Raw genomic sequence first — 12,880 nt, forward strand, 5'->3', positions numbered from 1 at the left:
TATTCCATATGAATATTACAATATGATTTTTATTTTAGAATAAATATTGATGAGTAAATTACAGCATAATTATTCAATAGTGCAGATGAAGATTGGTTTTGATTTTGATAGCGTTACGTGGAAGAGACAGAGAGCTGTACGATGTGAATTAAATTGTGGTACTTCCCCACAGACTGACAAATCAATCATAGGGGAAGTGAAGATGACTTAAGAACAGATTTGATGATGTTCAAAAGTATCAATTAATTGCTGAATGAATTCCAGCCGAGCCATTCTTTCGCTCAGGTCTATGATGAATTTCAGTTTAGCGGGGCCATCCAATCGGTAAATTTCAGGTTGTTTCTGTAACAGGCCGATAAGATAAGTTGGATCAACTTTATTTTTCTCACTAAATTCGATGAATCCTCCTTTTTCATGGGCTTCTATTCGTTTAATACCTAATTTCTGAGCTGACAGGCGAATGGCTGCTGATTGTAATAAATGGCGCCCCGGATTAGGTAATGTGCCGAATCTGTCTATCAGTTCAACCTTCAATTCTGTTAATTCTGATTCGTCTTTGGCGCTGGCAATGCGTTTATAAAAAGACAAACGCATATTAACATCAGGAATATAGTCATCGGGCAACAAAATAGGCATCCGCAATTCAATGTCAGTTTGGCTATTGGATAAGTCTTCAAGTGAAGGTTTACGGCCTGCTTTTAGTGCATCGACAGCACTTTCCAACATCTCCATGTAGAGAGTGAAGCCGATGGTTGTCATCTGACCACTCTGTTCTTCACCCAGGAGTTCGCCGGCCCCACGGATTTCAAGGTCGTGAGTTGCCAGTGCAAAACCGGCGCCTAAATCTTCAAGGGAGGCGATGGCTTCCAGACGTTTGTGGGCATCGACGGTCATGGCTTTCGGATGTGGTGTCAGCAGGTAAGCATAAGCCTGATGGTGAGAACGCCCGACGCGTCCACGCAATTGATGCAATTGAGCCAAGCCAAAATGGTCAGCACGTTCAATAATGATGGTATTGGCGCTTGGAATATCAATGCCTGTCTCAATAATTGTGGTACAAATCAGAACATTAAATCGTTGATGATGGAAATCAGTCATCACCCGTTCCAAATCCCGTTCACGCATCTGCCCGTGACCAATTGCGAACCGCGCCTCTGGTACTAATTCTTCGAGACGAAGTTTCGCTTTCTCAATATTTTCAACGTCGTTATAGAGGTAGTAAACTTGGCCACCGCGCAAAACTTCACGCAATATGGCTTCTCGCGCCACCAGACTGTCATACTCGCGCACGAAGGTTTTGACTGCCAGACGACGAGCGGGAGGGGTCGAAATAATTGAGAGATCCCGCATACTACTCATTGCCATATTGAGCGTTCGGGGAATTGGGGTTGCGGTGAGGGTCAGAATATCGACGTCGGCACGCATGGCTTTGATCTGCTCTTTGTGACGAACACCGAACCGGTGCTCTTCATCGACAATTAATAAACCAAGGTCTTTCCAGCGCAGGTCGCTTTGTAGCAATTTATGCGTGCCAATAATAATATCGACTTTGCCTTCGGCTGCCATTTCAACGATTTGCTGCTGTTCCTTGGCGCTGCGAAAGCGGGATATCATCTCAATACGTACAGGCCAATTAGCAAAGCGATCGCGGAAGTTGTCAAAGTGTTGCTGAGCCAGTAGGGTTGTCGGAACCAGTACCGCCACCTGTTTGTCATTATGGACTGCCAAAAATGCGGAGCGCATTGCAACTTCGGTTTTGCCGAATCCGACATCACCGCAAATTAAGCGATCCATCGCGATTGGTTGGCACATATCATTCAGAACCGCGTTAATCGCCTGTTCCTGATCTGGCGTCGTTTCAAATGGAAAGCTCTGACAGAACAATTGATATTGTTCCCAATCATGTTTAAAAGCAAATCCTGGTTTTACGGCGCGATGAGCATAAATATTAAGTAGTTCCGCAGCCACATCGCGTACTTTTTCGGCTGCTTTCTGGCGGGCTTTATTCCATGCTTCTCCGCCCAATTTATGTAATGGGGCATTTTCATCAGCACCCCCTGCGTAGCGGCTGATTAGATGCAGGGAAGATACCGGAACATAGAGTTTATCGTTACCAGAATAACTTAGGATCAGATATTCAGCTTTGATACCACCTGCTTCCAGCGTGGTTAATCCTTGGTAGCGGCCAACGCCATGCTCTAAATGGACCACTGGTTGACTGGGGCGTAATTCTGCAAGGTTACGGATCAGGGTATCAGTATTAATCGTGCGGCGGGTGTCTTGACGGCGGCGAACAACACGCTCACCGAGCATATCGCTTTCACAGATCAGAGCCAATTCACTCTTTGTATCGATAAAACCATGTTCAGCAGCACCAATCATCAAAAAGTGACCTGGCTGTTGTGCTTGATACAATTTGCTGATTTTATTGGGTTTAATCTTTATTCGTGACAATAATTCTTGCAACGCCTCTTTACGTCCTTCGCTCTCAACAGAGAAAATAACGCGGCCATTGAATTGTTCAAGGAAACGACGAAGCTTATCCAGCGGCGCCTTATTTTGCGCAACAACGGAGAGATCTGGCAGTAGCTGATAATCAAGATTTACGTGATTCGCTTTTTTGCTCAATTCCTCCGTTTTAAGTTGAATGCGGGGCCAGTTTTTTAGCGCTGAGAATAAATTATCCGCCGGAAGCCAAAGCTCTTCTGGGGGTAAGAGTGGTCGCATTGGATCAATTTTACGGCTTTCGAAGCGCTGTCGAATATCTTGCCAGAAACGTTCAGCGGCATTATTGATTTCTTGGCTGAGAATCAGGGTGTTATCAGGTAGGTAATCAAATAATGCAGGCAGGGGTTGGTTGAAAAACAACGGTTGCCAGTATTCTATCCCTGCCGGTAACGTACCTTTACTGACTTGCTGATAAATGTGCTCACTGTCACGACGGACTTCAAAACGTTCTCGCCACTGGCTGCGAAACAGTTCAATCGTCTCTTTATCTGTTGGGAATTCATGTGCAGGCAGTAGGTTGATTTGCTTAACTTCAGTCAGCGTGCGTTGGCTGTCAACATCGAAAATGCGTAAGCTGTCGATTTCATCATCGAAGAAATCAATACGATAGGGGTGCTCACTTCCCATTGGAAAAAGATCAAGTAGTGCGCCGCGAGTAGCAAATTCGCCATGTTCAAGAACTTGTTCGACACTACGATAGCCGGCCTGTTCTAATTCAGAACGAAGTTTATTCCGTGAGAGTCTCTGACCTTTATGCATAACCAGCGCGTGTCCGTTAAGGTACTCATGAGGGCAAACCCGTTGCATTAAGGTATTTATCGGCAGGATTAAAACACCTTTGGTCATCGTCGGCAGACGGTAAAGTGTAGACAGACGGCTGGAAATGATTTCCTGATGGGGAGAGAAGCTGTCATACGGCAGTGTTTCCCAATCGGAAAGAAGATCAACAGGGCAGTCGGTAAACTGATGAATTTCATCATGCAGACGCAGGGCGTTTTGCATGTCTTTGGTTATCAGTACGACAGGTCCTTGATGGCGTTCGATAATTTCAGCACACTCTACAGCGCAAGCGGCGCCAATAAGTCGACCTAATTGACGGTTATCACCGCGGCGTTCAGGAAGTTCATAACGATATTTTGAGGACATAAGCGTAAATGTGTTCTCTATGATTCAGTCCATTCCCAACGGGCTTTCGATGCATATATGGTCTTCGAGTAAACACGCAGGCTGGTTGAGAGAAAATAAAAAAACCACAGAATCTGGGTGTTGGTGGTTCCATAAAATATAACTACCCTTTATTATCCCCGAACACTTTGCTTTGGCAACAGGGGCGTAACAGATTTCATGTTTCAATCTGTCTCATTATTTATAGGTTTACGGTATATGCGTGGCCGGGCGGCTGACAAATTTGGTCGGTTTGTTTCATGGCTATCAGCAATTGGTATTACTCTCGGTGTTGCTGCATTGATTACAGTGTTGTCTGTGATGAACGGTTTTGAGCGTTCATTGGAAACCAGTATTCTTGGTTTTATGCCACAGGCGATTGTGACGTCGGTAAACGGTTCGTTAGACCCAAAAGCGCATCCTGCCAGTGAACTTGCGGATTTAAAGCAGGTTAACAGGATTACACCATTGGTGATGGGGGATGTGGTATTGCAAAGCGCCCGGAATGTGGGTGTCGGTGTGATGTTGGGCATCACTTCTGATGAATATGAGCCGTTGACTGAATATTTGATCGGCGCTGATCGTCATCAACTTACCCCCGGTAGCTACCATGCTATTTTGGGCGAGAGACTGGCTGGGGAGCTTGGCGTAAAACGCGGTGATCGCATTCGCCTGATGGCGCCAGGCGCAAGTCAGTTGACGCCAATGGGGCGTATTCCTAGTCAGCGTCTATTTACTGTTATTGGTACTTTTACGTCTAATAGCGAAGTCGATGGCACACAGATTCTGGTTAATCAGCAAGATGCTGCCCGTCTGATGCGTTATCCGTCAGGTCACATTACTGGCTGGCGTCTCTATCTTTCAGAACCACTGGCTGTAGATAGTTTGAGCTTGCAAACCCTGCCTGAAGGGTTGTTGTGGAAAGATTGGCGCGAACGTAAAGGTGAGTTTTTCCAAGCGGTAAGGATGGAAAAAAATATGATGGGCTTATTGTTAAGCCTGATTATTGCTGTGGCGGCATTTAATATCATTACTTCGCTTGGTTTATTGGTAATGGAAAAACAGGGAGAAGTGGCGATTTTGCAAACACAGGGACTGGTACGTCGTCAGGTGATGGCGATTTTTATGATCCAGGGAGCGGGAGCTGGGATCGTCGGCACTTTATTGGGAACTGGGCTTGGTGTTTTGCTTTCCAGTCAGCTTAATAACTTAATGCCACTGATAGGCTTATTGACCTCTGGCGTTGAGTTGCCTGTTGCCATTGAGCCGCTACAGGTTGCTACAATCGCAATTTCAGCGATGGCGATTGCTCTACTGTCTACGTTATATCCTTCCTGGCGTGCTGCTGCCATCCAACCTGCTGAGGCTTTGCGTTATGAATAATCAACCACTATTGTTGTGTAATCATCTGTGTAAAAAATATCAGGAAGGGCAAGTACTGACCGAAGTGTTGAAAAATGTCACTTTTGCTGTCAACCAGAGTGAAATGATGGCGATTGTGGGAAGTTCCGGCTCAGGTAAGAGTACGCTTCTGCATTTGCTTGGCGGGTTGGATACGCCAACTTCTGGTGAAGTCCTGTTTAAAGGGCGCTCTTTGAATAAAATGTCCTCTGGAGCCAGAGCAGAATTGCGTAATCATGAATTGGGCTTTATTTATCAATTTCACCATCTGTTGCCGGATTTTAATGCGATAGAGAATGTCGCTATGCCGCTGTTAATTGGCGGTAAAAATCGCAGTCAGGCACAGAAGAAAGCATTAGAAATGCTGGCGGCTGTTGGTCTGGAGAAGCGTGCTCATCACCGCCCATCAGAATTATCAGGAGGTGAACGCCAGCGTGTGGCGATTGCCAGAGCGTTGGTTAATGAGCCCTCTTTAGTTTTAGCGGATGAACCTACCGGTAACCTCGATTTACGTAATGCAGATAGCATCTTTGCACTACTGGGCGAGCTTAACCGGCAGCAAGGCACGGCATTTCTCGTTGTCACCCATGATTTGAATCTCGCCGGCAGATTAAACCGTCAGGTGGAGATGCGTGATGGTTATTTACAGGATGAATTGACCCTGACGGGGGCGTTGTAATGGCGAATTTGCCTCTCTCTTTGGTCACTGCCTTGCGATTTAGCCGCGGGCGTCGCCGTGGCGGTATGGTATCTCTGATTTCTGTAATTTCTACGCTAGGGATTATGCTTGGCGTCGCTGTTCTCATTATTGGTTTGAGCGCCATGAATGGTTTTGAACGAGAATTGAGAAACCGTATCCTTTCTGTTGTTCCTCATGGTGAAATCTATACGGTTCATCAGCCTTTTGAACAGTGGCAGCTTGCATTGGAACGGGTAAAGAACACCACCGGCGTGGTTGCTGCTTCACCTTATATTACTTTCACTGGATTGATGGAAAAAGGCGCCGGCTTGCATGCGGTGCAGGTGAAAGGGGTTGATTTAACCTCTGAATCTCAGGTCAGCTCATTGCCACAATTTGTACAAGATAATGCCTGGCAAAATTTTCAGGCTGGTCATCAACAGGTCATTCTGGGGCAGGGGGTTGCTAATGCTTTGAAGGTTAAGCAAGGTGACTGGCTGACTGTTATGATCCCGAATAGTGATCCTGAAATGAAACTGTTGCAACCAAAACGGATTCGTTTACAGGTTAGCGGAATTTTTCAATTGAGCGGTTTACTTGATCATAGTCTGGCTCTGGTTCCTTTGGCTGATGCTCAACAATATTTGGATTATGGGCAGGGGATTACGGGCATTGCGATCAAGGTTGATGATGTGTTTGCCGCTGATCAACGGGTAAGGTCTGCCGGGGAAGCATCACAGGAATATGTCTATATCAGCAGTTGGATGAGAAATTATGGCTATATGTATCATGATATTCAGATGGTACGTAGCATTATGTATCTAGCGATGATTTTGGTGATTGGCGTGGCGTGTTTTAATATCGTGTCTACCTTGATTATGGCGGTAAAAGATAAAAGTAGCGATATTGCTATCCTGCGAACTCTCGGCGCTAAAGATAGGCAAATTAGAGCTGTTTTTCTCTGGTATGGATTACTGACGGGTATGACGGGCAGTATTGCCGGCGCTATAACTGGCGTGTTGGCATCACTCAATCTGACAGCGCTGATTCATGGGTTGGAAAAGTTGATCGGGCATCAATTTCTTTCTGGTGATGTTTACTTCATTGATTTCCTGCCATCTGAGTTGCATGGCATGGATGTTCTGTATGTTCTGGCGACGGCTTTGATTCTGAGTTTATTGGCAAGTTGGTATCCGGCAAGGCGGGCAAGTAGACTTGATCCGGCACGAATTTTAAGTGGGAAATAATTAATCTATTATTGGCATGAGCTAATCAAAACGTTATGGTGTAAAAAACAGAAACCTAAGCAGCATTTAAGAAATCTTATTAAGGAAATCAGTATGCGAGTTCGTCGTCGGCTTAGTCGGCTTGGTCGGCTTCGTAAGGTTAAGCGTTTGAGGCAGCAGAGGTTTCGTAGCCGGATTTTTTATAGGGATAATCGATTGGCGCTTAATATGAAAAAACCTTACATCGTGGTATTGACGGGGGCCGGCATTTCGGCTGAATCGGGTATTCGGACTTTCCGCTCCTCTGATGGGCTGTGGGAAGAGCATCGGGTGGAAGACGTTGCTACACCCGAAGGTTTTCAGAAAGATCCAGAATTGGTGCAGGCATTTTATAACGCCCGGCGTCATCAACTTCAGCAACCAGAAATAAAACCGAACGCAGCGCATTATGCTTTAGCCGCGCTGGAGCACGAGCTTGGCGATCATTTTTTGTTGATTACCCAAAATATCGATAATCTTCATGAGCGGGCGGGTAGCTATCGCACGGTGCATATGCATGGTGAGTTATTCAAAATCCGTTGTTGCCAATCTGGGCAAGTGTTTGAGTGGACAGACGATTTGACGACAGATGAGCGTTGTCATTGCTGTCAGTTCCCTTCGCCATTGCGTCCACATGTTGTTTGGTTTGGTGAAATGCCTTTGGAGATGGAACAGATCTATTCGGCACTGGCTCAGGCAGATATTTTTATCGCTATCGGCACCTCTGGCCATGTTTATCCTGCGGCTGGATTTGTGCATGAAGCTAAACTGGCAGGGGCGCACACGGTAGAGCTGAATTTAGAACCGAGTCAGGTAGAAAGTTTATTTGATGAAAAGCATTATGGACCAGCCAGTAAGATAGTAGATGAGTATGCCAGAAGGTTAATTGATAGTATTAAAGAATTTAAAGCTGATTTGACGCAATAATTATTGTGTTTCTCTTCCTCATAATGGGTAACTAAATTCCTGGGGGAAGAGAATAATGGACAGATTACTAGAGCGTTTTTTTAAATACATATCTTTTGATACTCAGTCAAAGCCGTCAGCGAAGACTATTCCCAGTAGTCATGGACAGCTTGAACTTGCTAACGCGCTGAAACAGGAGCTGATCGAATTAGGTTTTTCCAATGTGATACAGGATGCTCATGGTTGTATTATGGCGACATTACCTGCCAATACATCTTGGCCTGTACCTGCTATCGGTTTTATTGCTCACCTTGATACTTCACCTGATTTCTCTGGAAAAAATGTAAGTCCACAAATGCTGGAAAATTATCGAGGTGGTGAGATTGCTCTGGGAGCGGGTAATGAAGTGTTATCGCCGGTTATGTTTCCTATCTTGCATAACATGTTGGGGAAAACACTGATTACTACTGATGGTAGAACACTGCTTGGCGCCGATGATAAAGCGGGTATTGCAGAAATTATTACTGCAATGGTTCGTCTGAAAAATAGCAATATCTTACATGGTGATATTCGGATTGCGTTTACACCTGATGAGGAGATAGGTAAGGGGGCGCACTATTTTGATATTAATTCATTTGATGCTGAGTGGGCATACACCGTAGATGGCGGTGGTGTAGGTGAACTGGCGTTTGAAAACTTCAATGCAGCGGTAGTAACCGTTAAAATTGTTGGTAATAATGTTCACCCTGGTAATGCTAAGAATGTGATGATTAATGCTTTATCGCTGGCGATCCATATCCATCAGGCATTGCCATCGGAAGAAACACCGGAACATACCGATGGATATGAAGGCTTCTATCATTTGCAACGTATTAAAGGCACAGTTGAGTGTGCTGAAATGCACTATATCATTCGTGATTTTGATCGCAATAACTTCGAAGAACGTAAAAAGAAGATGATTGAAATTGCGGAAAAAGTCGGTGAGGGGTTGCATCCTGGTTGTTATATCGAACTGACTATCGATGACAATTATTACAATATGCACGATGAAGTTATCAAATATCCGCATGTTATTGAAATTGCCAAGCAGGCAATGCTGGATTGTAATATTGAACCCGTTATTAAACCTGTTCGTGGTGGTACTAATGGCGCACAATTGTCATTCCGTGGCTTGCCCTGTCCGAATATATTTATGGGAGGGTATAATTATCATGGTAAACATGAATTTGTTTCGTTGGAAGGAATGGAACAAGCTGTGAGTGTTGTCATGCGTATTGCTGAATTAACTGCACTGTTGTCTAAAAAGTCGGAAATAAGTCAGGCGTTTTGCAGCGTTAATTAATTTGATCAGATATTAATGGTAAATTTAATATTACAAATTTTTAACAAAGTTTACGAAATTCTCCCTCCTGAATGTTAATTGAGAGCGAAGCGAATTTAAGCAACCCCCACTATAATCACTTGTGATTTAGTGGGGAGAGCAAGTTACAGGTAGTGAGTGAATAACAGGTTTAGACGTTGAACAAAATTAATGGTCTTTGATAACTATATTACATATTGAATATTAAATGAAATTAACCTCTTGAGGTGAGGTATCAATCATTAAAGTACCAGTAACCACTATTGACCAATGCAGTGAGCAGTCTGATAAAACGAACATCATCTATTGCTTCACCAAGCATTTCTGCATTAATTTCATAATAGTGGCAAAGAACATTAGCTGCTTTAATATGAGGTGTATTTATTAATTCACCGTTAACAAAGCATTGATCGCCAATCCTTATAACCCGTAACCCGTTAAGGCGGTGGAGATTTTCACCTTGTTTCATTAATTCATAAATTTCATCACTTTCATAAGGCGGTTCTGGTGGAGCAATATCAAGTTCATGTCGTGACTGGGAGATGAATTCACCAAACCATTGCTGGAAAGTGTCAGGTTGTGCTAATAACTCGTTCATCATGGCATGTAGCGCTGATAGTTCATGCGGCTGGACCAGTGCCGGGTTATCGCGGAAAGTCAGATCAGGATCGCTATAACGATAGCTGCCTAAATCATTAGCCAGTACATGATCGGCGAAGCTACTGAAAAGTTCACGGGAATTAGGGGCGCGGAAACCAACTGAATAATTCAGTGACTCTTCGATGGCATAACCTTCATGGGGAAATCCAGGTGGGATATAGAGAATATCGCCAGGTTCCATCTCTTCGTCAATAATGGCATTAAAGGGATCGACCTGTAATAGATCGGGGTGAGGACAGCGTTGTTCCATTGGTAGTTTTTCCCCAATACGCCAGCGACGGCGGCCCATTCCTTGAATGATAAACACATCGTATTGGTCAAGATGCGGACCAACACCACCACCGGGAACGGAGAAGGAGACCATCAGATCGTCTATCCGCCAGTCAGATAACACGCGGAATGGCTGCATTAGCGCGGCGGAAGGATGGTGCCAGTGATTAACCGCTTGTACCAGCAGCGACCACTCTTTTTCACCTAAATGATCGTAACTTTCGAATGGACCATGAGAGACATCCCAACGGCCATTTTTCTGGCTGACTAGGCGGCAGTCAACTTCATTTTCCATCGCCAGACCTGCTAGTTCATCGGGAGTAAGGGGATCAATGAATTGATGGAAGCCTTGTTTAATCAGTAAAGGCCGTTTTTGCCAATGATTCTGCAAAAACGCCTGCCAATCCAGGTTCAACTGATAGTCCATAGTGACATCCTGAGTGTGGAGTGAATTTCAGCGTATTATAACCAATAGTTAAATCCAGTATCAGACTGCAATGGCATATTTAACTAATCGTCATCATTAATTTGCTGGCATCGGAATATAACGCAAATTCTGGCGCCGCCAAGTGGGCTGTCACTGATACTGATATCACCTTCATATTGTTCGATAATTTCAGAAGCAATTGACAATCCTAGCCCTTGACCAGGTCTCAAAGTATCAACACGTTGGCCTCGCTGGAAAATCATTTCCCGTTTTTCAATTGGCACCCCTGGGCCATCGTCATCGACAATAATCATGATCGAATCGTGATCGAGCGCCACAGAGATCTCAACAAATTTAAGGCAATATTTACAGGCGTTTTCCAGCACATTACCCATGACTTCCATAAAGTCATTTTTCTCGCCAAGCCAGGTGATCTCCGGTGAGACATCTAACGTGAGACTGACCCCTTTACGCTGATAGACTTTTGTTAAAGCGCTGCACAGGCTATCCAGTAAAGCAGAAACAGAAGAAACTTTTCGCATAATGGTGCTATGTTCACTGCGCATACTGGCTCGATGTAGATAATAGCCTATCTGCTGAGAAATACGGCCAATTTGCTCCAGCATGATAGGTTCTGCCTGTTGAATAGTCATTTGTTTGCTGTCGCGTAAAGAACGGAGAGTTGATTGTAAAACAGCCAATGGCGTTTTCAAGCTGTGTGTCAGATCAGCCAGTGTTGTCCGGTATTTTGTATAGCGGTTGCGTTCATTATTAAGCAACACATTAAGGTTACGAACTAGCCCCCGTAGCTCCGTTGGTGGATTTTCATCCAATTTTTCCCGTTCACCTTTTTCTAACGAACTGATCTGATGAATAAGCGATTTAATTGGTCGTAAACTCCAATGTGCTGCCAGCCAAATCAATGGGATAACCAGAATAAGATTGGCAATCAATACATAACCGAACCATTCCCACACTAGAACCGTTTTTTGTAAATCCTGTGGAATGGTATCGATGACGACAATAGTTAATGCTGGCAAATGAGCTGTCGCACTATATTTGTTGACAGAAACGGAATGGGTTAGCTCGTTATCTTCATTTTCGTCAAGTGCGTCAAGTTTACCTAATTGTCCTTGTGTGTTAGCCGAGTTTTTTAGTAAGTCGCGGCTGCTTTTTAGATCAGTATCCAGTTCATATAAACCGTCCTCTTTTAACCATTCGCTAGGAATAGAGTTTTCGACTTTTGGGATATGGCGTTGACGCCAGAGAATGGTGCCTTTGTTGTTATAAATCAGCACCAATGATGGGTTATTCAGTGTGAAATTAGGGGGTACTGAAATATCCAGCTTATTGTTATTCCACTGAGCAAGGCTGAAAAATAGATTACTTTGACTGCGTAGCAGTGTATAAGCGGTTTTATCAAAACTGACCAGATAACCGACGATGGCAACAATACCGTAAGACATGGTAAGAGCAAGAATAACCGCAGCAGTTGCCATTAAAAACCGGGTACGGAGTGAGAAAGGCTGTTTTTTGTGCTTAAGCACTTTTTTACCGATGAAAGTTTTATACATCAAAGCGATAGCCTTGACCACGAACAGTCACGATAGCTTCATAGGGCCAGATATCTAATATTTTTTTCCTTAGTCGACCAATTAAAACATCGATGGAGTGGCCTTCGCGCAGTTCAGCATCAGGATATAATTGGCGCATTAATGACTCTTTAGTGACAACTTTGTCGCTATTACACATTAGGATTTCAATGATGCGGTATTCAAATGCCGTTAGTTTGACGCTTTCCCCGTAAACTGTTAATTCCTTGCGTGATAGATCAATTTTGAAAGGTGGGAATTCAATAATTTGAGAAACTAGCCCATTATTACGGCGTAGGAGTGCCTGCATACGGGCAATAATTTCTTCAAGATGAAAGGGCTTAGTAACATAGTCATCCGCTCCTGCATCAAGAACCGTGACTTTTTCTTGCCAGCTTTCGCGGGCGGTCAGAACAAGAATGGGAAGTTTTTCATCTTTCTGGCGCCAGCGACGGATCAAACTCAGACCATCTTCTCCGGGCAAGCCAAGATCGACAATGGCAATATCGGGTTCGCTCTCGACCAGATAGTAATCGGCTTCTTTGGCGTTTGCCGCGGCATCAACTAGATGACCGGTATCACGAAGCTGTACCGTTAAATGGTGACGCAGTAACATGTTGTCTTCAACGATCAATATCCGCATGGAAT

At 44.3% G+C, this 12,880-nt stretch carries 9 protein-coding genes; 5 read left to right on the forward strand and 4 right to left on the reverse strand.

Annotated elements, in window-relative coordinates; all coding sequences use genetic code 11:
* Positions 1-207 precede the first annotated feature (207 nt).
* On the reverse strand, positions 208-3,654 hold the full coding sequence (gene mfd, locus V2H77_RS06585; protein WP_341498182.1) for a transcription-repair coupling factor: 3,447 nt from the start codon (positions 3,652-3,654) through the stop codon (positions 208-210).
* A 198-nt stretch (positions 3,655-3,852) separates the two neighbouring features.
* Here mfd and lolC point away from each other — a divergent pair, with 198 nt between their 5' ends.
* The 5 genes from lolC (at position 3,853) to pepT (ending at position 9,265) form a co-directional block, all read left to right on the forward strand.
* Positions 3,853-5,055 carry a lipoprotein-releasing ABC transporter permease subunit LolC gene (lolC, locus tag V2H77_RS06590; RefSeq protein WP_341498183.1) on the forward strand — a complete coding sequence of 401 codons (1,203 nt, stop codon included), beginning with the start codon at positions 3,853-3,855 and terminating at the stop codon, positions 5,053-5,055.
* A complete protein-coding gene (gene lolD / locus V2H77_RS06595) occupies positions 5,048-5,752 on the forward strand; it encodes a lipoprotein-releasing ABC transporter ATP-binding protein LolD (RefSeq protein ID WP_341498184.1) in 705 nt (234 codons plus the stop codon). The genes lolC and lolD overlap by 8 nt, the downstream gene beginning before the upstream one ends.
* Positions 5,752-6,999 carry a lipoprotein-releasing ABC transporter permease subunit LolE gene (gene lolE, locus V2H77_RS06600; RefSeq protein WP_341498185.1) on the forward strand — a complete coding sequence of 416 codons (1,248 nt, stop codon included), beginning with the start codon at positions 5,752-5,754 and terminating at the stop codon, positions 6,997-6,999. Before lolD ends, lolE begins: the two co-directional genes overlap by 1 nt.
* 93 nt (positions 7,000-7,092) lie before the next feature.
* The gene (cobB, locus tag V2H77_RS06605) at positions 7,093-7,944 is read left to right on the forward strand and encodes a Sir2 family NAD+-dependent deacetylase (protein WP_341498186.1); all 852 of its coding nucleotides are present in this window, start codon (positions 7,093-7,095) and stop codon (positions 7,942-7,944) included.
* Between the two features lie 55 nt (positions 7,945-7,999).
* Positions 8,000-9,265, forward strand: a complete 1,266-nt coding sequence (gene pepT, locus V2H77_RS06610) for a peptidase T (RefSeq protein WP_341498187.1) — start codon at positions 8,000-8,002, stop codon at positions 9,263-9,265.
* Positions 9,266-9,518: 253 nt separating this feature from the next.
* Here pepT and V2H77_RS06615 read toward each other — a convergent pair whose 3' ends face one another.
* The 3 genes from V2H77_RS06615 to phoP all read right to left on the reverse strand — a co-directional run bounded on the left by V2H77_RS06615 (position 9,519) and on the right by phoP (position 12,875).
* On the reverse strand, positions 9,519-10,640 hold the full coding sequence (locus V2H77_RS06615; protein WP_341498188.1) for a ribosomal protein uL16 3-hydroxylase: 1,122 nt from the start codon (positions 10,638-10,640) through the stop codon (positions 9,519-9,521).
* 83 nt (positions 10,641-10,723) lie between these two features.
* Positions 10,724-12,187, reverse strand: a complete 1,464-nt coding sequence (gene phoQ, locus V2H77_RS06620) for a two-component system sensor histidine kinase PhoQ (RefSeq protein ID WP_341498201.1) — start codon at positions 12,185-12,187, stop codon at positions 10,724-10,726.
* A gap of 19 nt (positions 12,188-12,206) precedes the next feature.
* On the reverse strand, positions 12,207-12,875 hold the full coding sequence (gene phoP / locus V2H77_RS06625) for a two-component system response regulator PhoP (RefSeq protein WP_036781478.1): 669 nt from the start codon (positions 12,873-12,875) through the stop codon (positions 12,207-12,209).
* Positions 12,876-12,880 lie beyond the last annotated feature (5 nt).

Source organism: Photorhabdus sp. P32 (assembly GCF_038085095.1).
Taxonomy (GTDB): domain Bacteria; phylum Pseudomonadota; class Gammaproteobacteria; order Enterobacterales; family Enterobacteriaceae; genus Photorhabdus; species Photorhabdus luminescens.